The organism is Pseudooceanicola algae (genome assembly GCF_003590145.2).
GTDB lineage: Bacteria > Pseudomonadota > Alphaproteobacteria > Rhodobacterales > Rhodobacteraceae > Pseudooceanicola > Pseudooceanicola algae.
This window is the reverse complement of sequence record NZ_CP060436.1, coordinates 2,415,186-2,439,965: the sequence shown is the minus strand read 5'-3', so window position 1 is coordinate 2,439,965 and position 24,780 is coordinate 2,415,186. Positions and strand designations below refer to the sequence as shown.

23 protein-coding genes are annotated in these 24,780 nt (G+C 65.6%); 19 read left to right on the top strand and 4 right to left on the bottom strand.

Annotated elements, in window-relative coordinates; translation table 11 throughout:
* Positions 1 to 189 precede the first annotated feature (189 nt).
* Positions 190 to 867, top strand: a complete 678-nt coding sequence (locus PSAL_RS19345) for a DNA-binding transcriptional response regulator (RefSeq protein ID WP_331274407.1) — start codon at positions 190 to 192, stop codon at positions 865 to 867.
* 88 nt (positions 868 to 955) lie between these two features.
* On the opposite strand, the gene PSAL_RS11400 is transcribed toward PSAL_RS19345, so the two are convergent.
* Positions 956 to 1,951 (bottom strand): glutathione S-transferase family protein, encoded by a 996-nt coding sequence (locus PSAL_RS11400; protein ID WP_119837623.1) that lies wholly within the window; start codon positions 1,949 to 1,951, stop codon positions 956 to 958.
* Positions 1,952 to 2,394: 443 nt separating this feature from the next.
* Here PSAL_RS11400 and PSAL_RS11395 point away from each other — a divergent pair, with 443 nt between their 5' ends.
* The 17 genes from PSAL_RS11395 (at position 2,395) to PSAL_RS11315 (ending at position 19,411) form a co-directional block, all read left to right on the top strand.
* A complete protein-coding gene (locus PSAL_RS11395; protein ID WP_331274406.1) occupies positions 2,395 to 2,667 on the top strand; it encodes a DUF6732 family protein in 273 nt (90 codons plus the stop codon).
* A gap of 121 nt (positions 2,668 to 2,788) precedes the next feature.
* A complete protein-coding gene (locus PSAL_RS11390) occupies positions 2,789 to 3,871 on the top strand; it encodes a sirohydrochlorin chelatase (RefSeq protein ID WP_231388686.1) in 1,083 nt (360 codons plus the stop codon).
* Between the two features lie 956 nt (positions 3,872 to 4,827).
* Positions 4,828 to 5,457 (top strand): precorrin-8X methylmutase, encoded by a 630-nt coding sequence (locus tag PSAL_RS11385; RefSeq protein WP_119837815.1) that lies wholly within the window; start codon positions 4,828 to 4,830, stop codon positions 5,455 to 5,457.
* Positions 5,450 to 6,649 (top strand): precorrin-6y C5,15-methyltransferase (decarboxylating) subunit CbiE, encoded by a 1,200-nt coding sequence (gene cbiE / locus PSAL_RS11380; protein ID WP_119837624.1) that lies wholly within the window; start codon positions 5,450 to 5,452, stop codon positions 6,647 to 6,649. The genes PSAL_RS11385 and cbiE overlap by 8 nt, the downstream gene beginning before the upstream one ends.
* Positions 6,646 to 7,353, top strand: a complete 708-nt coding sequence (gene cobI, locus PSAL_RS11375) for a precorrin-2 C(20)-methyltransferase (RefSeq protein WP_119837625.1) — start codon at positions 6,646 to 6,648, stop codon at positions 7,351 to 7,353. Before cbiE ends, cobI begins: the two co-directional genes overlap by 4 nt.
* Positions 7,344 to 9,170, top strand: a complete 1,827-nt coding sequence (gene cobJ, locus PSAL_RS11370) for a precorrin-3B C(17)-methyltransferase (RefSeq protein WP_119837626.1) — start codon at positions 7,344 to 7,346, stop codon at positions 9,168 to 9,170. The genes cobI and cobJ overlap by 10 nt, the downstream gene beginning before the upstream one ends.
* An 89-nt stretch (positions 9,171 to 9,259) precedes the next feature.
* Positions 9,260 to 10,039 (top strand): precorrin-4 C(11)-methyltransferase, encoded by a 780-nt coding sequence (gene cobM / locus PSAL_RS11365; RefSeq protein WP_119837627.1) that lies wholly within the window; start codon positions 9,260 to 9,262, stop codon positions 10,037 to 10,039.
* Between the two features lie 176 nt (positions 10,040 to 10,215).
* Positions 10,216 to 10,563 (top strand): hypothetical protein, encoded by a 348-nt coding sequence (locus tag PSAL_RS11360; protein ID WP_119837816.1) that lies wholly within the window; start codon positions 10,216 to 10,218, stop codon positions 10,561 to 10,563.
* Between the two features lie 260 nt (positions 10,564 to 10,823).
* The gene (locus PSAL_RS11355) at positions 10,824 to 11,861 is read left to right on the top strand and encodes a TRAP transporter substrate-binding protein (protein WP_119837628.1); all 1,038 of its coding nucleotides are present in this window, start codon (positions 10,824 to 10,826) and stop codon (positions 11,859 to 11,861) included.
* Between the two features lie 71 nt (positions 11,862 to 11,932).
* Complete coding sequence (locus tag PSAL_RS11350; RefSeq protein ID WP_119837629.1) at positions 11,933 to 12,523, top strand: TRAP transporter small permease; 591 nt, start codon at positions 11,933 to 11,935, stop codon at positions 12,521 to 12,523.
* Entirely contained in the window at positions 12,520 to 13,842 is a 1,323-nt protein-coding gene (locus PSAL_RS11345) for a TRAP transporter large permease (protein ID WP_119837630.1), read from the top strand. Before PSAL_RS11350 ends, PSAL_RS11345 begins: the two co-directional genes overlap by 4 nt.
* Positions 13,843 to 13,929: 87 nt before the next feature.
* On the top strand, positions 13,930 to 14,697 hold the full coding sequence (locus PSAL_RS11340) for an SDR family NAD(P)-dependent oxidoreductase (protein ID WP_119837631.1): 768 nt from the start codon (positions 13,930 to 13,932) through the stop codon (positions 14,695 to 14,697).
* A gap of 57 nt (positions 14,698 to 14,754) precedes the next feature.
* On the top strand, positions 14,755 to 15,534 hold the full coding sequence (locus PSAL_RS11335) for a crotonase/enoyl-CoA hydratase family protein (RefSeq protein WP_119837632.1): 780 nt from the start codon (positions 14,755 to 14,757) through the stop codon (positions 15,532 to 15,534).
* Positions 15,534 to 16,055: a MarR family winged helix-turn-helix transcriptional regulator gene (locus PSAL_RS11330; protein ID WP_119837633.1), complete on the top strand. Its 522-nt coding sequence runs from the start codon at positions 15,534 to 15,536 to the stop codon at positions 16,053 to 16,055. Before PSAL_RS11335 ends, PSAL_RS11330 begins: the two co-directional genes overlap by 1 nt.
* A 12-nt stretch (positions 16,056 to 16,067) precedes the next feature.
* Positions 16,068 to 17,855: a feruloyl-CoA synthase gene (locus PSAL_RS11325; protein WP_119837634.1), complete on the top strand. Its 1,788-nt coding sequence runs from the start codon at positions 16,068 to 16,070 to the stop codon at positions 17,853 to 17,855.
* A 9-nt stretch (positions 17,856 to 17,864) separates the two neighbouring features.
* Positions 17,865 to 18,737 (top strand): amidohydrolase family protein, encoded by an 873-nt coding sequence (locus tag PSAL_RS11320; protein WP_119837635.1) that lies wholly within the window; start codon positions 17,865 to 17,867, stop codon positions 18,735 to 18,737.
* A gap of 107 nt (positions 18,738 to 18,844) precedes the next feature.
* Positions 18,845 to 19,411, top strand: a complete 567-nt coding sequence (locus PSAL_RS11315; protein WP_408004183.1) for a fasciclin domain-containing protein — start codon at positions 18,845 to 18,847, stop codon at positions 19,409 to 19,411.
* A 67-nt stretch (positions 19,412 to 19,478) separates the two neighbouring features.
* Here the strand turns inward: PSAL_RS11315 and PSAL_RS11310 are convergent, their stop codons facing one another.
* Positions 19,479 to 21,167, bottom strand: a complete 1,689-nt coding sequence (locus tag PSAL_RS11310; RefSeq protein ID WP_119837636.1) for an acyl-CoA dehydrogenase family protein — start codon at positions 21,165 to 21,167, stop codon at positions 19,479 to 19,481.
* 143 nt (positions 21,168 to 21,310) lie between these two features.
* Between PSAL_RS11310 and PSAL_RS11305 the strand changes: the two genes are divergently transcribed.
* On the top strand, positions 21,311 to 22,087 hold the full coding sequence (locus tag PSAL_RS11305) for a sulfite exporter TauE/SafE family protein (RefSeq protein WP_119837637.1): 777 nt from the start codon (positions 21,311 to 21,313) through the stop codon (positions 22,085 to 22,087).
* Between the two features lie 33 nt (positions 22,088 to 22,120).
* Here PSAL_RS11305 and PSAL_RS11300 read toward each other — a convergent pair whose 3' ends face one another.
* Together PSAL_RS11300 and PSAL_RS11295 are read right to left on the bottom strand one after the other, a co-directional pair.
* Positions 22,121 to 22,699 (bottom strand): DUF3859 domain-containing protein, encoded by a 579-nt coding sequence (locus PSAL_RS11300; protein ID WP_119837638.1) that lies wholly within the window; start codon positions 22,697 to 22,699, stop codon positions 22,121 to 22,123.
* Between the two features lie 243 nt (positions 22,700 to 22,942).
* Positions 22,943 to 24,541, bottom strand: a complete 1,599-nt coding sequence (locus PSAL_RS11295) for a phosphoenolpyruvate carboxykinase (protein WP_119837639.1) — start codon at positions 24,539 to 24,541, stop codon at positions 22,943 to 22,945.
* Positions 24,542 to 24,780: the final 239 nt, after the last annotated feature.

The window sequence follows — 24,780 nt, the reverse complement described above, 5'->3', positions numbered from 1 at the left end:
TGACGGGCATTCGGCGCTGTTTCTAACAGAAATAGCAGAAAATCAAACTCTTAACGCCGGGGGCTTCGCGCGCGGCATTGTTAAGAGTTTGTTAGCCATTCGGCGGGATAGTAACTTAACAAACCGTAACCCCAAGTCCGTAATTGCGAGGCACGCAAAAGCCGCGTGTGAAAGGAAGAGGAGCGCCCGTTGATCGGTTACCGTAAACGCTCGATCCCCGACCACCTGGCGCCGGAAGGTCTGGGGTCGTCCCTGCCGGGCAAGGGCGGAGACGAGGCATCGGGGACTGACTGCGGCAAGGGCAATGACGATCAGGCTGCGCGTGCTGGCGGGACCGAAAACGTGGCGGGCGACGGCGGCGTTTCCGTGCCGGGGGGGCTGCCCGCTTTGGGTCCGGCGTTGCAGGGGCCCGTGCCCGGCCTGCAGACCGCCAAACTGATCGATGAAAGCGGCGCTCTTGCGGCCCGGCCTGACCCGATGCGGGTCCTGATCGTGGAAAGCGAAACCCAGCTTGGCTGGATCTGGAAGCGCCATTTCGATCGCAACGGCAGCATGGCCCGGTTGGTCCACGGGCAGGATGCGGCCATCGAATGCCTGCGGAACGAGGAGTACGACGTGATCGTGCTGGACCTCGTTCTGGATCAGGGCTCGGCGCTGGCGATTGCGGATTTCGCCAATTACCGCCAGCCCGCGACCAAGGTCATCTTCGTCACCAACACCAGTTTCTTTTCGGATGGCTCGATCTTCCAGCATGCGACCAATGCCTGCGCGCTGATGAATTCGACCTCGCCGCCCTCCGACATTGCCGCCATGGCGGATCACTTTGGCGCCGAGGCACGCGAGCAGATCCGGGGCGGCAAGGGATAGCCTGGCCCAATACCGAGCACAGGATGGGAGGAGGGAGTTGCTTCCCCCGTCCCATGCAGGTTTCATGCCCTCCGGCGTCGGGCCGACGTTAGCCCCGGTTGTCGGACAGGCGATCGCGCCCATGCGGCGCGGCAAGGTCCAGATCCGGGGTGATCGGCACGATCCGATGCGGATTGATCGTGTCGTGGCTATAGTAATAATGGCGGCAGATATGGTCGAAATTGACCGTCCCGGCGACGCCCGGCCATTGATATAGCTCGCGCAGGTAGCCTTGGAGGTTCGGGTAATCCACGATCCGCCTCAGGTTGCATTTGAAATGCGTGTGATAGACCTTGTCGAAACGGATCAGCGTGGTGAACAGCCGCCAGTCGGCCTCGGTGATCTGGTCCCCGGTCAGGTAGCGGTTTTCGGTCAGGATCCCCTCAACCCAGTCGAGGCTGTCGAACAGCGGCCGCACGGCGGCGTCATAGGCCTTTTGCGTGGTGGCAAAGCCGGCCTTGTAGACGCCATTGTTGATCGTGTCGTAGATCCGCTCGTTCAGCGTTTCGATCTCGGCGCGCTGGGCTTCGGGCCAGAAATCAAGGCTGTTTCCGGTCAGCCCGTCAAAGGCAGAGTTGAACATCCGGATGATCTCGGCGCTTTCGTTGGAAACGATGGTGCCGGCCTGCCTGTCCCAGAGAACCGGCACCGTCACGCGGGTCGTGGCACCCGGATCGGCGGCCAGATAGACATCGCGCATAAAGGCATGGCCGAGCAGCGTGTCGCCGGTTGCGCCGTCGAAATCGCTGTCAAAGGTCCAGCCCTCGCCCAGCATCTCGGGGTGGACGACCGAAACCCCGATCAGCCCCTCAAGCCCCTTGAGGCTGCGGAATATCAGCGCCCGGTGGGCCCAGGGGCAGGCGTAGGAGACATAGAGGTGATAGCGCCCCGCCTCGGCCTTGAAGCCGGGATCGCCCGAGGGGCCGGCGCTGCCATCGGCCGTGACCCAGTTGCGGAATTGCGAGGTCTGGCGGACGAAGGCCCCGCCCGAGCTTTTCGTGTCGTACCAGCGGTCGGTCCATGTGCCGTCTACGAGCAGTCCCATGTCCTGTCCTTTCGGGGTGAAGCGGTTGCGAAGGCCCCTATTGCCGGACAGTGCCTGAAGTCCGGGCAAGGGTCATCTGTTAATCCGGAACCTAGTCCCTGCGTCGATGCAGTCCAATCCCATTCATCGCGCAGGTTGGGTGCGTGGGTGCACAGCCCCTCGTGGCCTGCGACGGGACGGATGCGCAGCGCGCAGGCAGTCACGCCCGATCGCGCGGTCGGATCGGGCCGGGAACCGCCGCGCGGCGGAGGGGCGGATTGCATGGTGGTATCGGCTTCGCTAGTAAAGAGGCAGACGAGCCCGTCACGGGGCCGGAAAGAAGTGCACCAGGGGCCGACCCATGTCGGGGGCCCGAGGGTGCATCGTCAGAAAAGCCGCCCGCCCGAGGCGGTTTGATGCTTTTCGCGCGTGGCGGGTCAGACTGACAGGAAAGGACCCGGATCATGCCCGATCTTCGCCATTCTCGCTATTTTCCGATGCTCGGCCTTGCGGTGTTGCCGCTGCCGGCGGCTGCCCATCCGGGGCATCTTGTCGATGTTGCGGGTCACAGCCACTGGCTGGGTGCGGCCGCCATCGCCGCCGCCATTGCCATTGCCGCGCTGAAGGCCCTGAAGGGCCGCCGCAAGGAAGAAGCGCCCGAACAAGAGGCCGCCGAAAGCGAGGCCAGCGAAGACGACCTTCCCGAGGAGCTTGCAGAAGAGCTGGCCGGGGCCTGATCCGATGACAGATACGCCGAAGGGCGGGGCCGGGATGGCCGGTGAAACGGCTCCTGCCGCAGGCAGGGACGCGGCGCCAAAGTGGTCGACCCTGGGGAATGTGCCGGGAAAAACAGGCGTGATGATCTGCGGCCATGGCTCTCGCAGTCAGGCGGCGGTGGATGAATTCGCGGTGCTGGCGCAAAAGCTGCCGGCGCTGCTGCCGCCCGAGTGGGCGGTCGACTACGGCTATCTGGAGTTTGCCAACCCGGTGATCCGCGACGGGCTGGACCGGCTGCGGGATCAGGGCTGCGACCGGATTCTGGCCGTGCCGGGGATGCTGTTTGCGGCGATGCATGCCAAGAATGACATCCCCACCGTACTGAACACCTATGCGGCGCAACATGGGGTCGAGATCACCTATGGCCGCGAGCTTGGCGTCGACCCCAAGATGATCGCCGCCGCCGCCGACCGCATCCGCACTGCGATGGTCCAGGCGGATCAGGACGGCGCGGTGCCCTACGAGGAAACCTGCCTTGTGGTGATCGGACGCGGGGCCTCGGACCCGGATGCCAATGGCAATGTCGCCAAGGTCGCCCGGATGCTGCAAGAGGGCCTCGGCTTCGGCTGGATGGAGGTCGGCTATTCCGGCGTCACCTTCCCGTTGGTCGAACCCTGCCTGACCCATGCCGCGCGGCTGGGCTACAAGCGGATCCTGGTCTTTCCCTATTTCCTGTTCACCGGCATCCTGATCGACCGGATCTACGGCTTCACCGATCAGGTCGCCGCCGCCCACCCCGACATCAGCTTCGTCAAGGCCGGCTACCTCGGCGATCACCCGCAGGTGCTGGCGACCTTTGCCGAACGCGTCACCGAACAGGTCGGAGAGATCCCGCCGCCCAATTGCGCCATCTGCAAGTATCGCACCCAGGTCCTGGGGTTCGAGGCCGAGGTCGGCGCGCCGCAGGAAAGCCACCACCACCACGTCGAAGGTCAGGGTGCCTCGGCGCCGGGGTCCAACGTGGCCGATTGCCGGTTGTGCGACAGCTTCTGCACCGGGGAATGTCGTCTGGAAGGTGATCCGCATCATCACGATCACGATCACGATCACGATCATGGGCATGGGCATGGGCACCACGGGCACAGTCATGACCACGACCATGATCACCCGGAATACCCCCATGCAAAGCACCCGCACGGCCCGGAAAGCGCGCGCCGGAAATGACCCGCCTTTTTGACACCCATGTCGCGGTGGACTGGTCCGCACGCTCGGCGCCGAGCCCGGCCAAGCCGTCCAAGGATGCCATCTGGTTCGCTGTCGTGCGGGATGGTGCAGCGGAGACGCCTGAATATCACCGCACCCGGGCGGACGCCATCAAGGCGCTGAAGGCGCTATTGCTGCGAGAGCGGGCGGCCGGTCGGCGGGTGTTGGTCGGTTTCGATTTCCCCTTTGGCTACCCGTCAGGCGTTGCCGAACGGATCTGCGGCACGCCAAGCGGCCTTGCGCTGATCCGCTGGTTCGCCGAAGCGGTCGAGGACGGGGCAGACAACAGCTCCAACCGTTACGAGGTCGCCTCGCGGATCAACGCGTTATACGACGGGGTCGGTCCCTGCTGGGGACGCTCGTCGGAGTGGGACTTCCCGCAGATACCGGTGACGGCCAAGGCCCGTCATGGCACCGATCACCCGCCGGAAAGGCGCATCGCCGACAGTCAGGCGAAGGGCGCCAAGACGGTCTGGCAACTGGCCTACGCGGGCTCTGTCGGCAGCCAGGTGATCCTGGGTCTGCCCGCCTTGCACGCCCTGCGCAATGATCCCGCGCTGGCGGGTGATCTGGCCATCTGGCCCTTCGATACCGGTCTTGCCAGGGGCGACGCCCCCGTGGTCCTGGCCGAGATCTACCCCTCCTTGTTGCAACGCCAGGCCCAGGCGGCGCAGGCCGAGGACGAAGTGCTGGACAGCGCGCAGGTCCGGGTTTCGGCAGCGGCCTTTGCCGCGCTGGATGCCGCCGGGTCGCTCGCCCCGCTGTTTGCCGGCAGCCCGGAGCTTGGCCCCGAGGAACAGGACCGGGTTGCACGGGAAGAAGCCTGGATTCTGGGGCTGGGTCACGAAGCCGCGTTGCTGGCCGCCGTACCGCTTCCCATGAAGGCGCCGAAGCCCCGAACGAAAACGACCGCCCCGATGCGCCCTTATCTGAAAGACCCCGCCGCGATCTATGCGCAAAGCTTTGCGACCGTGCGGCGCGAAGCCCGTCTGGACCGGTTCCCCGAGGGGCTCGACCGGCTGGCCGAGCGGGTGATCCATGCCTGCGGCATGATCGAGGTCGCCGACCGGCTGGCCTTTACCCCTTCTGCCTATACGGCGGGGCGCGCGGCGCTGGCCGCCGGGGCGCCGGTGATCTGTGATTGCGAGATGGTCGGGGCCGGGATCATACGGCGCTTTCTGCCCGGCAATGACGTGCTGGTGACGCTGAACGATCCCCGCACACCGGACTTCGCGGACCGTCTTGGCACCACGCGCTCTGCCGCGGCGGTAGAGCTTTGGCGCGACCGGCTGGAGGGCGCGGTGGTGGCCATCGGCAATGCTCCGACAGCGCTGTTCCACCTGCTGGAGGCACTGGACGGGGGGGCGGCGAAACCGGCGCTGATCCTCGGCTTTCCGGTCGGCTTCGTCGGCGCGGCGGAAAGCAAGGCAGAGCTGGCGGCGAATTCCCGGGGCTGTGATTTCGTCACCCTGCGTGGGCGGCGGGGGGGCTCTGCAATGGCCTCGGCGGCGGTGAATGCGCTGGCCTCGGGGCTGACAGATGGATGAACCCTGGCTGCACGTGGTCGGCATCGGGGCGGCAGGTCTTGCCTCGCTTGCCCCAGCGGTGCGGGCGCTGGTCGAAAACGCCGAGGTCATCCTTGGCGGCGCGCGTCACCATGCGCTGACCGAAGGGATCGCGGCGCGCCGGCTGGCCTGGCCCAGTCCCTTTGATGCGCTGATCGCACAGTTGCAGGCGCTGGAAGGGCAGCGCGTGGTGGTGCTGGCAACCGGCGATCCGCTGTGGTTTTCGGTCGGCGCGCGGATCGCACGGGCGATCCCCGATGGCATCTGTTTCCACCCTCAGCTCTCGGCCTTTCAACTGGCTGCGGCCCGGATGGGCTGGTCCCTGGCGGATACCGAGACGCTGACCGCCCATGGACGCCCCGTCGAACAGCTGGTCCCCTTTTTCGCCCCCGGTGCGCGGCTGCTGATCCTGACCACGGGAAGCGACACGCCGGGTGAAATCGCCGCTCTGCTCAATCAGCGTGGCTATGGCGCGTCGCGGATGACGGTGCTGTCGGACATGGGCAGCGCGTCAGAGGCGCGGTGCGACGGGCTGGCGGAAAGCTGGCAGGCTGCGGTGCCGCCTTTCAACACCCTTGCCGTGGATTGTGTCGCGGGGCCGGAGGCGCTGGTATTGACGCGGGTGCCGGGGCTGCCGGATGCAGCCTTCGCCCACGACGGCACCATGACCAAGCGCGAGGTCCGCGCCCTGACCCTGGCGCGGCTGATGCCCATGCCGGGGGCGCTGCTGTGGGACATCGGCTGCGGGTCGGGCTCGGTCGCCGTGGAGTGGATGCGTGCGGCCCCCCGGAGCTGCGCCATCGGGATCGAAGCCCGCGCCGACCGCCGCGCGCTGGCGGCGCAGAACGCCCTGTCGCTGGGCACGCCCGGGCTGCACCTGGTGGCGGGACAGGCCCCCGAGGCGTTGCAAGGGCTGGAGGCCCCCGATGCGGTCTTCATCGGTGGGGGTCTTTCCGAGGAGACCTTTGCCGTCGCCTGGGGCGCGTTGCTGCCCGGCGGGCGGTTGGTTGCCAATGCGGTGACCCTGCAAAGCGAGGCGCTGCTGACTGGCTTGCAGGCCCGGCATGGCGGGGACCTCGTGCGGATTTCGGTCGAACGCGCGGTGCCCATCGGCAACCGCAGCGGCTGGCGTCCCGCCATGCCGGTCACCCAATGGAGCCTGACGAAATCATGAGCAACGGCACGCTGTACGGCGTCGGGCTTGGCCCCGGCGATCCAGGCCTGATCACCCTGCGCGCTGCCGAACTGATCAGAGCGGCACAGGTGCTGGCCTATCCTGCCCGACCCGGGGAGCCGAGCATGGCGCGTGCCATTGCCGCTGGCCTGATCCCCGAAGGTGTCGAGGAAATCGTCATGGAGGTCCCGATGACCCCCGCCCGCGCCCCGGCGCAGGCGGCCTATGACAGCGGCGCGGACCGCATCGCGGAAGCGCTGGAAAACGGGCGCGATGTCGTCTGTCTGTGTGAGGGCGACCCGCTGTTCTATGGCTCCTTCATGTATCTGCAGGCCCGACTGGCGGCGCGTTTCACGGTTCAGATCGTGCCCGGCGTGACCTCCGTCTCGGCGGCGGCGGCGCGGGCCGGGCGGGCCCTGGTGGCGCGCAACCAGCGGCTCGAGGTCCTGCCGGGCCCACTGCCGGACGACGCGCTGCGTGCCAGGTTGCGCGAGGGGGCGGATACCATCGTGATCCTGAAGGTCGGCCGCCATCTGCGCCGCATCCGTGCCCTTCTGGGGGGCATGGGCCTGATGAAACAGGCGCTTTACATCGAACGCGCCACCCTGCCGGGAGAGGTCATCCTGCCCCTGGCCGATGCGCCGGGCGAGGCGCCCTATTTCTCGCTCATCCTCATCACGAAGGGAGAAGACCCATGGCTGTGACACCCGTTGTCCTGTGTGTTTCCGGGGCCGGCGCGGCCGTGGCCCGACGGCTGGCCGATCACCTTGGGGTGCCGATGTTCGGGCGCGAGGGGCGGGTTGCCGGGGCGGACCAGACCTTTGGCAATGCGCTGGAGTTCGTGCGTGACATGTTCGCGGCCGGGCGTCCTGTGATCGGGGTCTGCGCCAGCGGAATCCTGGTTCGGGCCGTCGCGCCGCTGCTGGCCGACAAGCGGGCCGAGCCGCCGGTGATCTCTGTCAGTGACGATGGCGCCGTGGTGGTGCCGCTGTTGGGCGGGCATCGCGGGGCGAACCGGTTGTCGCGGGACCTGTCGGACCTTCTGGGCGGTGTCGCCGCGCTGACCACCGCCGGAGAGGTCACGCTGGGGCTTGCCCTGGATGCCCCCCCCGAAGGCTGGGTTCTGGGCACGCCGGATTTGGCGCAGGAGGCCATGGCGCGCCTGCTCGCCGGCGCGCCGGCGCAGTTGGAAGGCGAGGCGCTGGCCGAGGCTGGCTGGCTCGCCGCATTGCCCCGCCAGGGGACCGGCGCGCCGGTGCGTATCGCCGCCACGGTGGGGCCGCCCGAACCAGGGGTGCTGACCTTCCATCCGCGCTGTTTCACACTGGGCCTCGGGGCGTCCCGCGATTGCCCGGAGGAGGAATTGGCAGGCCTCGTGGAAGAGGCTCTGGGGCAGGCCGGGATCGCGGCGGGTGCGCTCCGGGCGCTATACACGATTGACCTCAAGGCCGACGAACGGGCGATGAACGCTCTGGCCGCGCATCTGGATCTGCCGCTGCGGGTTTTTGCGGCCGAGGCGCTTGAAGCCGAGGCGGGGCGGCTGGCCACCCCCTCGGAAGTGGTCTTTGCCGAGACAGGGTGTCACGGAGTCGCCGAAGGGGCGGCCCTGGCCGGGGCGGGCAACACGGGCGACCTCGTGGTGCCCAAGCGCAAGACGGCTCATGCCACGGCGGCGCTGGCGCGGTGTCCGGCGCCGATTACGGAACTGCGCGGGCGTGCACGCGGTCGGCTTTCAGTCGTCGGGATCGGCCCGGGACAGGCCAGCTGGCGGGCGCCAGAGGCCTCTCGTTTGATTTCCGAGGCCGAGGAGCTTGTAGGGTACGGACTGTATATCGACCTGCTTGGCCCCCTGGCGGCGGGCAAGATCCGCAGTGATTTCCCGCTGGGCGGTGAAGAGGCCCGTTGTCGCTACGCGCTGGAACGCGCGGGCGAGGGGTATGACGTGGCGCTGGTCTGTTCCGGGGATGCGGGGATCTATGCCATGGGGGCGCTGGTGTTCGAATTGCTCGACCGGGGGGCGGAGGAGAAGGGCGTCAGCGCTGCGGCCCGCCGGGCCGAAGTGATCTGCGTGCCGGGGATTTCGGCCCTTCAGGGAGCGGCGGCGCGGGCCGGTGCGCCGCTGGGGCATGATTTCTGCGCCATTTCCCTGAGCGATCTGCTGACCCCGCGCGAGGATATAAGGCGCCGCCTGCGCGCGGCCGCCGAAGGGGATTTCGTCATCGCCTTCTATAATCCGGTGTCGCGGACCCGTCGCACCCTGCTGGCCGAAGCGCGGGATGTGCTGTTGCGGCACCGTCCCGCCGATACGCCGGTGATGCTGGCCTGCAATCTTGGCCGGGCGGAGGAGAAGATCCTGTACCGGCGGCTGGAGGACCTGCAGGTCGATGAGGTCGACATGCTGACCGTAGTGCTGGTGGGCTCGTCCAATTCACGGCTGGCGCGCCTTGGGGAAGGGCCGCGCATGTTCACGCCGCGGGGCTATGCACGGCGGATCGACGGGGATCTGTCTGAGATCGGGTAGGGGGCGCTGCCCCCACCGCGCGGACGCGCGGCCCCCCGGGATATTTGGAACAGGGAAACGGCAGGGCAGAGCCTGCGGAGAGGGATCACATGAAGGTCTATTTCATCGGGGCGGGGCCGGGGGATCCGGAATTGCTGACCCTGAAGGCGCAACGGCTGATCGGTGCCTGCCCGGTCTGTCTATATGCCGGTAGTCTGGTGCCGGCGGAGGTCGTGGCGGGGGCACCGGCGGGCGCGTTGGTGCGTGATACCGCGCCCATGACGCTGGAAGAGACCCATGCCGAGATCCTGGCGGCGCGGGGGCGGGGCGAGGATGTGGCGCGGGTGCATTCGGGGGATCCATCGCTGTATGGGGCCATCGCCGAGCAGATCCGGCGGCTGCGCGCCGATGGGATCAGCTACGAGATCATTCCGGGCGTGCCGGCCTATGCCGCCGCTGCTGCCGCGTTGGGGCAGGAGCTGACTGTGCCCGAGATTGCCCAGAGCATCGTGCTGACGCGGGTCAGCATGAAGAGCACTTCGATGCCGGAACATGAGACGCTGGAGGCCTTTGCGCGCAGCCGCGCGACCCTTGCGATCCATCTTGGGGTGCGGAATCTGCGTGAGATCGAGCGCCAGCTGACGCCTTGGTACGGGGCCGATTGTCCGGTGGTGGTGGCCTATCGGGTCGGCTGGCCGGATCAGGCGTTCATTCGCGGCACATTGGCGGATATTCATGCCAAGGTCCGCACCGAGAAGATCACCCGCACGGCCTTGATCCTTGTAGGGCCGGTGTTGGGGGAGGTGTCGGATTTTCGTGATTCGGCGCTTTATGATCCGGAGGTGCCGCATGTGTTGCGCCCCCTGGCCGGGAAGGCCGTGCGGGTTTAGATCGGGTGGGAAGATCTGTGGGGGTGGGGCCCGCCCGACATGGAAATGGGGCTATTCTGTCAAGAAAGTGACGCAAAACTGTCCCTTCCGTTTGGGCCTGTGCGCAGGTTAACCTGCCGGAAAGGGGAGTCGGCGCAAAGATCCGGGACCCGCTGCGCAAGTTGATCGAGGCTGCCATGACCACTTATCTGCCGAAGGATGTTACCGATGGGCTGCACGCGGCCCGCAAGCAGGACATGGCGAGGAAATCCCGGCTGCGGGTCGAGGCGGATGGCCGAAGTTTTGCGGTTCTGCGCCGTTGGCAGGGTGGTTTTGCAGTGGATGCTTCGGTCGTGCCGCCGTTGCGTGGGCTGGTGGATCTGTTTGAAGGTTCGAGCCCGATTGCCAGTTGTCTGATCATCGCCGCCGAGGCGGAAGATGGCGAGATGCACTATGAATTCAAGCGCGCGACCGCGATGCGCCATTCGGCTCCTCTGGATTTCCAGAAGGACGACGATGCGCCGGTTGCCCTGATCGGGCAGTAGCGGGATTCGGGGCACGTCTGGGCCGCGACGAGACCGAAAGGCCGCTGTCATCTCGCCGACAAAGGCGGGCGCGATGCATTTCGCTATACCACATAACAATATTTGACAGGCATGGTTCCTGCAGTGCATCCTACCGGCACGCGGTGCCCGGTGACGTCAGGGGGCCTGTCCGAGATGCGGCACTGGCGGGGCACCCCCAGCGCGCGCTGCCAGGCAGGAAGTGAGACGTCATGTCAGGCCCGCATATCGGGAGGAACGACATGACTTTATTCACGACCGCTTTGCGCGGGTTTGCCGCCTGCGCCATCCTTGCCGGGTCCGCCGTGGCGGGGATGGCTCAGGACGTCACGCTACGGATGCACTATTTTCTGCCCCAACAGGCCATCGTGCCCAAGCAGGGTCTGAAGGTCTGGTCGGACAAGATCGAGGCGGAAAGCGATGGCCGGATCAAGATCCAGCATTTCCCCGCGATGCAGTTGGGCGGCACGCCGCCGCAACTGGCAGATCAGGTGATCGACGGGGTGGCAGACATCGTCTGGACCCTGCCGGGCTATACGCCGGGGCGGTTCCCGTCGACCGAGGTCTTCGAACTGCCCTTCATCGCCAGCGGCCCGGAAGCGACTTCCAAGGCGTTTTGGGATTTCGCCGAGGCCAACGTCATGGACACTGAATTTCAGGGCATGAAGATGCTGGCGCTCTGGGTGCATGGCCCCGGCATGATCCATTCCAAGGATCCGATCGCCTCGATCGAAGATCTGAACGGGGTCAAGCTGCGCGCGCCGAGCCGGGTGACCAACCAGTATTTCTCGGAAGTGGGGGCGACGCCGATCGGCATGCCCGTGCCTGCCGTGCCCGAGGCCCTTTCGAAGGGCGTGATCGACGCCACGGTCCTGCCCTGGGAGGTCACGACCTCGCTGAAGATCTCGGAGCTGGTTGAAAACCACACGGAATTCCCCGGTGAGACGCTCTATGTCGCGACCCTGATGCTGGCGATGAACCAGGGGGTCTATGATGGGCTGCCCGAGGATCTGAAGGCGGTGATCGACAACAATTCGGGTGCGGACCTGTCCGCTACCCTGGGTGCGGTCATGGCCGAAGGCGACGAAGTCGGCCGTCAGGTCGCGGTCGATGCGGGCAATACCATCATCGAGCTGACGCCGGAGCAGATCGCCCCCTGGAAGGAGGCGGGCTTCGCTGTCGAAGCCTCCTGGATCGAAGAGATGGATGGCAAGGGGCTGGATGGTCAGGCCATGGTCGACGAGGCCCGCAGCCTGATCGACGCCTATTCCGGCGAGTGATCCCGGGACATCTCTGAACGACAAGGCCGTCGGCGCGCGGGGCAATCTTGCGCGCCGATCACGGGGGGCACATGCGCATTCACGCTTTCTTTCTTTCGCTGTCGCGGTTCATGGCCGTGCTTGGCGGGCTGGTCCTGTCGCTGCTGATCCTGCTGACTGTAGCATCGGTCACGGGCCGGGCGCTGAACGGGCTGCTGCATTCCGACATGGCGCAGGGAGCGTTTCCCGGCCTGTCGCAAGGCCTGCTGACCATGGGCATCGGACCGATCACCGGGGATTTCGAATTGGTCGAGGCGGGCATTGCCTTCACCATCTTTGCCTTTCTGCCGCTGACGCAGATCAGCGGGGCCCATGCCACGGTGGATATCTTCACCGCCACCCTGCCGCGGGGCATCAACCGGTTCCTTGTCGCCTTCTGGGAGGCGGTCTTTGCCCTGGTGATGGTGGTCATTGCCTGGCGGCTCTACGTCGGGATGCTCGGCAAGATGCAATACAATGAGACCACCTTTCTGCTGCAGTTCCCGGTCTGGTGGGCCTATGCGGCCTCCTTTGGGGCGGCGGTCGTGGCGGCGGTGGTGACGGTCTATGTCGCTCTGGCCCGCTGGGTCGAACTGCTGTCCGGCTGCGTCCTGCCGCCGGTCGACGGAGGGGCGGATCATTGAGCGATTTTCTGATCGGATTGCTGTCCTTCCCGCTGCTTTTGCTGCTGATCTTCCTGCGGATGCCCATCGGCCTGGCGATGTTCGTCGTCGGTTTCGTCGGGCTCAGCTGGGTCACCGGGGGCACTGTCGTCGCGCTGGCCAAGCTGAAATCCGAGACCTTTTCGACCTTTTCCAGCTATTCCCTGTCCATTGTGCCGCTGTTCCTGCTGATGGGGCAGTTCGCCACCCTGGGCGGGATGAGCCAGGCGCTGTTCAAGGCCGCCGAAAGCTTTCTTGGCCATCTGAAGGGCGGCGTCGCCATGGCCGCCGTGGGGGCCTGCGCGGGCTTCGGGGCGATCTGTGGCAGTTCGCTGGCCACTGCTGCCACGATGAGTCAGGTCGCCCTGCCGGAACTGCGCCGCTATGGCTATTCGGGCGGGTTTTCCACCGCGACGCTGGCCGCGGGTGGTACGCTCGGCATCCTGATCCCGCCTTCGGTGATCCTGGTGATCTACGCGATCCTGACCGAACAGAATATCGCCAAGCTGTTCCTGGCGGCCTTTGTTCCGGGGATCCTTGCAGCCATCGGGTATATCCTGACGATCTCGATCTACGTGCGGCTGCACCCGGACGCCGCGGGGGTACGACAGCCGGTGCCCTGGCCCGAACGCCTGCGGGCGCTGGTCGATGTCTGGCCCGTGCTGCTGGTCTTCACGGCCGTCGTGGGCGGGATCTACGCCGGGATCTTCACGCCGACCGAAGGCGCGGCGGTCGGGGCCTTCGGCACCGGGATCATCGCGCTGATCAATGGCGGTTTGCGCGGCCGGGCCTGGTTCGAATGCTTTTATGCCACGGCGAAATCCACCGCGATGATCTTCTTCATCGTGCTGGGCGCCGGGTTCTACAATGGCTTCCTCGCGCTGACGCAGGTCCCTCAGGAGCTTTCCAACTGGGTCGTCGCGCAGGGCTTCAGCGCCTGGACCGTGCTGGTGATTATCCTGTTGCTCTACCTCGTGCTGGGCTGCCTGATGGATTCCCTGTCGATGATCCTGCTGACCATCCCGATCTTCTTCCCCATCGTGTCGATCCTCGATTTCGGCATGAGCACCGAAGAATTCGCCATCTGGTTCGGCATCATCGTGCTGGTGGTGGTCGAGGTGGGCCTGATCACGCCGCCGGTAGGGATGAACCTGTTCGTCATCAACTCGATGGACCGCGAAACGCCGATCGGCCAGACCTACAAGGCGGTGATGTACTTTGTCGCCTCCGACATCCTTCGCGTGGCGCTGATGCTGGTTTTCCCGGTCATAACGCTCGGCCTGCTGCGGCTGTTCTATTAGCGCGGGGACCTGTTGGGCCGTGCCGAAAATTTTGTTATAACTCATATCAATTGTCCGGTATGCATATCCGGCAGAAAGGACAGAGCGATGGAATTCGACAAGATCGGCGCCGTGGTCACCGGCGCGGGCAGCGGGCTGGGCGAGGCGACGGCCCGGCATCTTGCGGCCCTTGGCGCCAGGGTGGGGATCTTTGATTTCAACCTGCCCGCCGGGCAGCGCATTGCCGAAGACATCGGCGGGCTGGCCTGCAAGGTCGATGTCTCGGATGAATCCGAGGTCGGCGCGGCCTTCGATGCCTTTACCGACTGGTTGGGCGAGGCGCCCCGCATTCTGGTCAATTGCGCCGGGATCGGCACCGCCGCCCGCGTGGTGAACCGGGACGGAGAGCTGTCGATCACCTCGTTCCGGCGCACGCTTGAGGTCAATTTGACCGGCAGTTTCATCACCCTGTCCCATGCGGCGCGGTTGATGCAAAAGCTGGCCCCTCTTGGGCCGGACGGGGAGCGGGGCGTGGTGATCAATACCTCGTCTGTGGCCTATCAGGACGGGCAGATCGGGCAGACGGCCTATGCGGCCTCCAAGGGGGCGATTGCGGCGATGACCCTGCCGGCGGCGCGGGAATTCGCGCGCTCCGGCATTCGGGTCATGGCCATCGCGCCGGGGCTGTTCGAAACGGCCATGGTCGACGGCCTGCCCGAAGGAGCGCAGGAAAGCATTGCTGCCACGATCCCCTTCCCACCGCGCTTCGGCGATCCGAAAGATTATGCCCTGCTGGTCGAACAGATCATCCGAAATCCGATGCTGAACGGCACGGTGATCCGCCTTGACGGTGCCGTGCGCCTGCAACCGAAATAGCCCCTGACAGGGTGCGCCGCTGCCCTTTGACTGAACATGAGACCCAAGGATGACCCGATGAGCGATGCCCCGCAGGACAAGGTGCTGAAGATCCAGATCGAGGGTCCGGTCGCGGTGCTGACCATGGATCGCCCCGACAAGCGCAATGCGATGAACGACAGGCTTCTGGCGGCGCTGGAGGCCTTCTTTTCCGCCCCGCCCGACGGGGTCAAGGCGGTGGTTCTGACCGGAACGGCGGGGCATTTCTGCTCGGGTCTGGACCTGAGCGAACATGTGGCGCGCGAAGCCGAAGGCGTGCTGCGCCATTCGCGCAACTGGCACGCGGTGATGGACAAGATCCAGTATTCCGGCCTGCCCGTGGTCTCGGCGATCTATGGCGCGGCCATCGGCGGCGGGCTGGAACTGGCGACGGCGACCCATGTACGCATCGCCGAACCCACGACGATCTTCCAGCTGCCCGAGGGGCGGCGCGGTATCTTCGTCGGCGGCGGCGCGACGGTGCGGGTGGGGCGGATCCTCGGCCCGGACCGGATGACCGAGATGATGCTGACAGGGCGCAAATACGGGTCCGAAGAAGGGCTGGTTCTGGGCCTGTGCCACTACGCCGTGGGCGAAGGAGAGGCGCTGCCCCTGGCCCTGGACCTGGCGGGCAAGATCGCCCGCAATGCCAGCCTGTCGAACTACATCATGATCCACGCCATCGCCCGGATCAACGACATGTCCCGCAGTGACGGCCTGTTCACCGAAAGCCTGGCCGCCGCCCTGTCCCAGACCAGTGCGGATGCCGAAGAGGGACTGCGCGCCTTTCTTGAAAAACGGCCACCGGAGTTCCGGTGATGGTCCGCGCGGGGAAGGATGGGGCGGCGCCCGGCGAATCCGTGGCGATGACATCCCCGGAACCTGTTGAGGGGATGGCCGGCGATCAACGGCTGCGCGGCCTCGTCGGGTACAGCCTGAAGCGGGCCTATTACAGGTTCCAGTCGGATGCGGCGCGGGTGCTGGAGGGCTTCGGGCTGCGGATCTCGACCTATTCGGCGCTGGTGGTGATCTGCGACAACACCGATCTGCGCCAGAGCCAGCTGGCGCAGATCCTGTCAGTCGAACGCTCCAACACCGTGGTCGTCGTCGATGCGCTGGAACAGGCCGGGCTGATCGCGCGGCACCGGGTGCCGAAGGACCGGCGGTCCTATGCGCTGCGCCCGACGCGGGCCGGGCGGCAGTTGTGCGACCGCGCCAGCGCCGCGCTTGATCAGCACGAGGACCGCATCCTGACCGACATCGACCCCGCGGAGCGGGCGGAACTATTGCGGCTTCTGCAGCGGATGGAGGCCGCCGCAGTCAGCCGGGAGGACCCCTAGGGAGGAAAAACAATGCGTCAGGCGACCGCTGCCGCGCCCCATTCCGTCGCCGTCCTGCGGCGCGATGATGGTGCGCTGGAAATCAAGAGCCGCAATGCCCTTGGCCCGGTGACCGGTGTCACGGGTGACTGGCTGGATCATTGGGCCAGCGTGGCCCCGCAGCGGGTCTTTCTGGCCGAACGCCGGGGCGCGGGCTGGCGCGAGGTGACCTATGGCGAGGCCCGCGACAGGGTGCGCGGGCTGGGGGCCTGGCTGTTGGCGCAGGGCTTCGGGCCGGGCGATATCATTGCCTGCCTCTCGGCCAATTCGGTCGATCACGGGCTGCTGGTGCTGGCGGCGCAATATGTCGGCCTCGTCTCGACCTCGGTGGCCGAGCAATACAGCCTGATCCCCGGTGCCCATGATCGGCTGACCCATGTGATCGAAACTGCCCGCCCGGTCCTGGTCTGGGTCGATGATGCCGTCCGCTACGGCGAGGCGCTGGCGCTGCCCGCCTTGCAGGGCATCCCGGTGCTGGCCAGTGATCCCGGCACCAGCGACGCGACCTCGGTCGCACGGGCCGCGACCCACCCGCCGGGGCCGGCCGATGCAGCCCGCGCCCGGGTCACGCCCGACATGCTGGCCAAGATTCTGTTCACCTCCGGCTCGACCGCCCATCCGAAGGCGGTGATGACGACCCACCGCATGATGTGCGTCAACCAGGCCCAGTTGGCCGCCTGTTTCCCGGTCCTGCGCCAGAAGGTGCACCGGATCGTCGACTGGCTGCCCTGGAACCATGTCTTCGGCGGCTCGCATAATTTCAACATGATGCTGTCGGGGGGCGGGGCGCTGTATATCGACGACGGCAAGCCCACGGACAAGCTGTTCGCCCGCACCATCGAAAACCTGTCGATGGTCACCGGCACGCTCAGCTTCAACGTCCCCGTCGGCTATGCCCGCCTGCTGGCGGCGATGCAGGCGGATGCCGGCCTGCGGGCGCGGTTCTTCGAGGATCTCGATTTCCTGTTCTACGCCGGGGCCTCGCTGCCGCAGGAGGTCTGGACCGGGCTCGAGGACATGGGGCGCGCGGAAACCGGAGAGGCGCCCTGGTTCATTTCCTCCTGGGGGATGACGGAAACATCGCCCTGCACCGTGGTCGTGCATGAAAAGGTCAGCCGCTCTGGCATCATCGGGGTGCCGGTGCCAGGCGCGCAGATCAAGCTGATCCCCGAAGACGAGGGCCGGTACGAGCTGCGCTGCAAGGGCCCCAACATCATGCCGGGCTACCTCGGGCAGGCGGCCAAGACAGCCGAAAGCTTTGACGCCGAGGGCTGGCTGATCACCGGCGACGCGGTGCGCTTCGTCGATCCCGGCGATCCGGACCGAGGGCTGGCCTTCGATGGCCGCATCTCGGAAGATTTCAAGCTGACCTCGGGCACCTGGGTCCGCGTCGCGGCCCTGCGCGGCCAGGTGACAACGGCCCTGAACGGTCTGGTCGTGGATCTGGTGATCACAGGGCATGACCGCGATGCCCTGGGCGTGTTGTTGGTCCCGGCGGGCGCGCGCGGCGCCGCGGGCGAGGTCCTCTCCGACCGGGCCCTTCTGGACCCGATCCGTGACCGGCTGGCGGCACTGGCGGCGCAATCGACCGGCAGTTCCACCCGCATCGCCCGCGCCTTGGTCATGGCCGAACCGCCGTCGCTGGCCGAGGGCGAGATGACGGCGAAGGGCAATATCAACATCCGCAAGCTGCTGACCCGCCGCGCCGCGCTGGTCGAACGGCTTTATGCCGGGCGCGACCCGGCTGTCATCGAATTATAGGGGGCCGAGATGATCGACCTGAACAAGATCCGTGCCATCGACATCCATACCCATGCCGAAGAGCCCTGCGGTTGCCATGCCGACGACGGCTACGACGATTTGCAGGCCACCATGGCACAGTATTTCCGCGCGCCCTGGAGCCACCCGCCCACCGTGCCGGTGACGGCGCAGCATTACCGCGAACAGAACATTGCCGCGGTGATCTTCCCTGTCGATGCCGAACGCGAGACGGGCTATCGCCGCTACCGCAACGAAGAGGTCGCCGAACTGGCGGCCGAAAACGCCGACGTGCTGATCCCCTTCGCCTCGATCGACCCGCACAAGGGCAAGATGGGCGTGCGCGAGGCACGGCGCATGATCCGCGATTTCGGCATCAAGGGGTTCAAGTTCCATCCCACGATGCAGGGCTTCTATCCCAACGACCGCATGGCCTATCCGCTGTACGAAGCCATTGCCGAGGAAGGCGCCATCGCGCTGTTCCATACCGGCCAGACCGGGGTCGGCTCCGGCATGCCGGGCGGCAACGGGATGCGGCTGAAGTATTCCAACCCGATATACCTTGATGATGTCGCGGTCGATTTCCCGCAGATGCAGATCGTCATGGCCCATCCGTCCTTCCCCTGGCAGGAAGAGGCCCTGGCCGTCGCCCAGCACAAGCCAAATGTCTATATCGACCTCTCGGGCTGGTCGCCGAAATACTTCCCCGAGATCCTGGTGAAATACTGCAATTCGATCCTGAAGAAGAAGGTGCTGTTCGGCTCCGACTGGCCGATGATCACCCCGGAACGCTGGCTGGGCGATTTCGAAAAGATCGCCATCAAGGACGAACTGCGCCCCGATATCATCAAGGGCAATGCGGCGCGTCTGCTGGGGCTTGCATAAAAAATCGAAAAAACTTTTCACGGGGCTGAAACTCTTGCCCCGAGGCCTTCGTGGTTTCAGGCATAGCGGGTCGATGAGCCCGCCGAACCCCACGGAGAGTATGACAGATGATGAAACGTTTCGCCCTGACCGCCGCCCTTGTCGCAACCGGTTCCGTCGCCCTGGCAGCGACCGATGGGATGAACCCCAGCGTCGGTGGCGCTGCGATGTATCCTGAAAAGACCATCGCCGAAAACGCCAGCGCCGCGCCGAACCTGACCACGCTGGTCGCCGCCGTGACGGCCGCCGGCCTTGCGGAAACCCTGATGGGCGAAGGTCCCTACACGGTCTTCGCACCGACGAACGACGCTTTCGGCATGATCGACGAAGCCTCGCTGAACAAGCTGATGATGGAAGAGAACCGCGCGCAGCTGCAGGAAATCCTGACGTGCCACGTCGTCGGCGCCGAAGCATTTTCGTCCGACATTCTCGGCATGATCAACGATGACGGCGGCATGCACGTCGTGCCCACGGTCGGCGGCTGCATGCTTGACGCCTACATGGAAGACGGCGAGCTGAAGCTGAAGGATCAGAACGGCCGCGTCGCAACCGTGACCACCGCCGATGTCGACCAGTCGAACGGCGTTGTGCACGTGATCGACCGCGTGATGCTGCCCTCCGGTCAGGCTGGCTGAGGCATCCACCCGGATTGACCAAGAAAGGGCCGCCCCTCGGGGTGGCCCTTTTGCATGCGGCGGCGGTCTAACCCAGCAGACGGCGGGCGATGACCTGAGCCTGGATCTCGGCCGCGCCTTCGAAGATGCTGAGAATGCGCGCATCACACAGCAGCCGCGATGCAGTGTATTCCAGCGCAAAGCCGTTGCCGCCGTGGATCTGCAGCGTGTTGTCGGCGCAGGACCAGGCGACGCGGGCGGCCAGCAGCTTGGCCATGCCGGCCTCAAGATCGCAGCGCCGGTCGTTGTCCTTTTCCCCGGCGGCGAAATAGGTCAGCTGACGCGCCACCATGATCTCGACCGCCATCATGGCGAGCTTGCCGGAAACGCGCGGGAACTGGATCAGCGGCCCGCCAAAGGCCTTGCGATCCTGGGCATATTGCAACCCGGTGTCCAGCGCCGCCTGGGCGACGCCGATGGCACGGGCGGCGGTCTGGATGCGGGCGGCCTCGAAGGTCTGCATCAACTGCTTGAAACCCCGCCCTTCCTCGCCGCCAAGAAGGTTCTCTCCCTTGACGTGGAAGTCGTCGAAGCCGAGTTCATATTCCTTCATGCCGCGGTAGCCGAGTACCTCGATCTCACCGCCGGTCATGCCGGGGGTGGGAAAGGGATCGGCCTCGCTGCCCGGCGTTTTTTCCGCCAGGAACATCGACAGTCCCCGGTGATCGGTGCTGCCGGGGTCGGTGCGGGCCAGCACTGTCATCACATGGGTGCGTGCCGCATGGGTGATCCAGGTCTTGTTGCCCGTAATGCGGTAATCCCCCGCCGCGTCCTTGACCGCGCGGGTGCGCAGGCTGGCCAGGTCCGACCCGGTATTGGGTTCGGTGAAAACCGCCGTCGGCAGGATCTCTCCCGAGGCGAGGCCCGGCAGCCACTTTTCCTTTTGCGCCTCGGTGCCGCCGCAAAGGATCAGTTCGGCGGCGATCTCGGACCGGGTGCCAAGGGAGCCGACACCGATATAGCCGCGCGACAATTCTTCGGAAACCACGACCATCGAAGCCTTGGACAGGCCCAGTCCGCCGAAGTCTTCCGGGATGGTCAGGCCGAAGACACCCATCTCGGCCAGTTCCTCGATCACGTCCATCGGGATCAGCGCATCGTCCATGTGCCAGCCATGGGCATGGGGCGCGATCCGGTCCTGTGCGTAGCGGGCGAACTGGTTGCGGATCATTTCGAGTTCATCATCAAGGCCGGAGGCGCCATAGGTGGCGACGCCCTGCTGTTCGACCAGCAACTCGGCCAGGCGGCTGCGCGCGACCTGGCTGTTGGCCTCGGCCCGCAAATGCTCCACCGCGTCGTTGGAGATCGCCGCCAGTTGATCGGCGCCAAGGCCAAGGTCCTGTGGCCGCAGGATTTCGGTCTGCGACATCGGGATGCCGCCGTGGATCTGGTTGAGGTATTCCCCGAAGGCGATCTGGTGGATCAACTGTTCGATTTCGCCAAAGCGGCCCTGCGCCGACAGGCTTTCGGCCCAGATCTGCATCCGGCGCAGCGCGTAGACATAGGTGGCCAGCCAGGCAAGGCCATGGGTGGCGGTCTGCTCTGCCTCGACCGCGCGCGCCGAGACCACGCCGTCTCGCTGGACGCTGAGCCGGACCAGATCACGCGCGGTTTCCAGCAGGTGATCCACGGGTCCGAGGGCCGCCGCAGTACGGTTCAGAAGATCCGGCAGAACTGCCGTGCTCGCGCCCGCAGGCGCTTGTCCATCATGTGCCATAGGTGATCCTGTCGTTTTCCCGTGCTATAGCTGCTTTGCAGGTGCAGCGCAATATATTTGCTGTTTTGCCGCGCTAAATTGAACTTTAATTGCGTGGCGGATTTTGATTGGGCCAGGCGGGGCGGGGGGTGTAAGCAACCGGCATGGATATGCTTTTTCAAGAAATCGGACCGGGCGCCCTGGCGCTGTGCCTGATGGTGGGTCTGCTGGCAGGGGTGGTCAAGGGTATGGTGGGCTTTGCCATGCCAATGGTCATGATCTCGGGCATGGGTCTGGTGGTCGGGCCGGAATGGGCGTTGGCGGGGCTGATTCTGCCGACCGTGGCGACCAATGTCTGGCAGGCCTTCCGGCAGGGTTGGCGCGGCGCATGGGCGGCGATCCGACGCTTCCAATTGTTCCTGTCGGTGGCCTTCGTCACGCTGATCCTGTCGGCGCAACTGGTCGCCGTGCTGCCGGACTGGCTGATGCAGGCGCTGGTCGGCGGGCCGATCCTGGCTTTCGCGCTCAGCCAGTTGCTGGGCTATCCCCTGCGGCTTGGCACGCCGCCGCCGCGCCGGGTCGAGCTGAGCGTTGCATTGCTGGCGGGCGGGGTCGGCGGGATCTCGGGTGTCTGGGGGCCGCCGACCGTGGCCTATCTGACGGCGATGGAGACGCCGAAGAAGGAGCAGATCCAGCTACAGGGGGTAATCTATGGACTCGGCTCGGTCGCGCTTCTGGGGGCGCATCTGGGGTCCGGCGTGCTGCGGGCACAGACCTTGCCGTTTTCGGTGATGCTGGTGCCTGTGGCGCTGATCGGGATGGCCATTGGGTTCCGGGTGCAGGACCGTATCGACCAAAGCGCGTTTCGCAAGGCAACGCTGGTGGTGCTTTTCATCGCCGGGCTGTCACTGCTGGGGCAGGCCGTGGCCGGGCTGGTCTGAGCGGCGGTTTCCTGCGCTCGTGGTCAGCAGCGGTCAGGAAATGAAGGTCCCGCCAAAGCAGATCTCGATCGCTTCGGGGGCCTCCTGTGGCGGCACCACCTGAAAGCTTTGACGCATCAGCAGATCGTCGCCCTGGTAAAGCTCCATCGACCAGGGGCCGACCTGCAGTTCCCGGTCGTATTCGAATTGGAAACTGCGCACGCCCCAGCCGGTGCTGATGTTCGGGTCCCAGCTTTCGACCGAGATATTGCGCGGCCCATAGGGCGGATGCGTCACCACCATGCGGTAATTGCCCATCGGCGCGCCGGGGGCATGACGAATGCGCACCCCGAAGGAAATCCCGAGGCTGGCGGGCACGACGCGGCTGTGCAGGGCGACGCGTTGGTCGCCTTCCATCAGCAGGATATACCCGCTTTCGGTATCGGGCGCCGCCGCGCGGCCGACGTGATCGACGGGGCAATAGACCCCGGCTTCTTCAAGCTCGATCGGGGCGCTGACGAAATCCCGCGACGGCACGGCAGAGGCGCGCAGTTCGGCCATGGGCATGGCCGGGACGGATGCGCAAAACGCGCATGTCATCGCAATCTTCTGCGTCGTGCCGAACAGGTTCACGGTCGCCTCCCCAAAAGCGGGCGGTGCGGGGAGAACTGGGCCCCGAAGCCGCTGCGGACCGGCATTCCGGTCTTCGCCGCCCCTGATGCTTTGCCGGGGCCTTTGCGTCAAGCAAAGCCTTTGTAAATATGAAAACTGTAAATACGACAACGCCCCACCGCGATGCGGCAGGGCGTCAGGTCACGCGATGGGCCGGATCCGGCCCTGAAGGGCCCCGCCCGCAAAGGCGGGGGTCGGGGCGGGTCAGCCGATTGCAGCGGCTTTCACGTCTTCGTCGATATAGGGCAGATATTGCTCGAAGTTCTCCGAGAACATGCCGACCAGCTTGGTGGCCTGCGCGTCATAGCCTGCGGTATCGTCCCAGGTCTTGCGCGGATCCAACAGCACATCGGCGACGCCCGGCACCGAAACCGGGACCTCGAAGCCGAAGTTGGGATCCTTGCGGAACTCGGAGTCGTTCAGCGAGCCATCCAGCGCCGCAGTCAGCAGGGCACGGGTGGCGCGGATCGGCATCCGCGATCCGGTGCCGAAGCCGCCGCCGGTCCATCCGGTGTTCACCAGCCAGCAGGTCGCGCCATGCTTGGCGATCTTTTCCTGCAGCAGCTTGCCATAGGCTTCGGGACGACGCGGCATGAAGGGGGCGCCGAAACAGGTCGAGAAGGTCGGGATCGGCTCAAGGACGCCCCGCTCCGTGCCGGGCGTCTTCGAGGTGAAGCCGGACAGGAAGTGGTACATCGCCTGCGCCGGGGTCAGCCGCGCGATCGGCGGCAGCACGCCAAAGGCGTCACAGGTCAGCAGGATGATGTTCTTGGGGTGACCGCCAAGAGCGCTTTCCGACGCGTTGGAGATATAGTCCAGCGGGTAGGCGCAGCGCATGTTCTCGGTCAGGGAGCTGTCTTCGAAATCAAGCTCGAAGGTCTCCTTGTCGTAGACCATGTTCTCGATCACGGTGCCGAACATCGAACAGGTGGCGTAGATTTCCGGCTCTGCTTCGGGGCTCAGGTTGATGGTCTTTGCATAGCAGCCGCCTTCGAAGTTGAAGGTGCCGCGATCCGACCAGCCGTGTTCATCGTCGCCGATCAGCACGCGGCTGGGGTCGGCGGACAGGGTGGTCTTGCCGGTGCCCGACAGGCCGAAGAAGATCGCGGTGTCGACCGGGTTGCCCTTGGCGTGGTTGGCCGAGCAATGCATCGGCATGACGCCTTTTTCGGGCAGGATGTAGTTCAGCAGGGTGAAGACCGATTTCTTGTTCTCGCCTGCGTATTCGGTGCCGGCGATCAGGATCAGCTTCTTGGTGAAGTTCAGCGCGATCACCGTGTCGGACCGGCAGCCGTGGCGTTCCGGATCGGCCTTGAAGCTGGGGCAGTTGACGATGGTGAAATCGGCAACGAAGTCATCCAGAGCCGAAAGCTCCGGACGGCGCAGCAGGTGGCGGATGAACAGGTTGTGCCAGGCCAGTTCGGTGACCATGCGGACGTTCAGCGCATAGGCCGGATCGGCCCCGCCGACGAGATCCTGCACGAAGTATTCCTTGCCCTTCATATGGGCCAGGATGTCGGCATGCAGCAGGTCGAAGCCTTCGGGCGACATCTTGGCGTTGGATTCCCACCAGATGTTGTCCGTGACCTCGGGCGTGTCGACGACGTGTTTGTCCTTGGGCGACCGGCCCGTGTACTTGCCGGTCGTGACGAGGAAGGTGCCCCCCTTGCCAAGCGTGCCTTCTTCGCGTTTCAGGGCAGCCTGGATCAGGGCGGGTTCCATCAGGTTGTAATAGACATTTCCCAGACCCTCGATGCCTTGATCCTCGAGCCGGAAATGCGGGTTCACCCGTCCAAATGCCATCAGTCAAACTCCTGTAGCCGCTCCGTCCGCGGCGGTCCTCCTATCCGGGCAGCGCGGTGGGGGCCCGGGACCGGGCGCAATGCCGCGGTATTCGGTCTCTTAACATGCTTGTTCGGACTGTGAACAGCTTGCCGGGAAGGGTTAGCGCAATCACCTGCGGGTTAGCGCAACCACTTGCGAAATGTTGCCCGTCGCCGACTGGATTTCGGACAAATCCGGGCAGTTCCAATGCCTTGTAG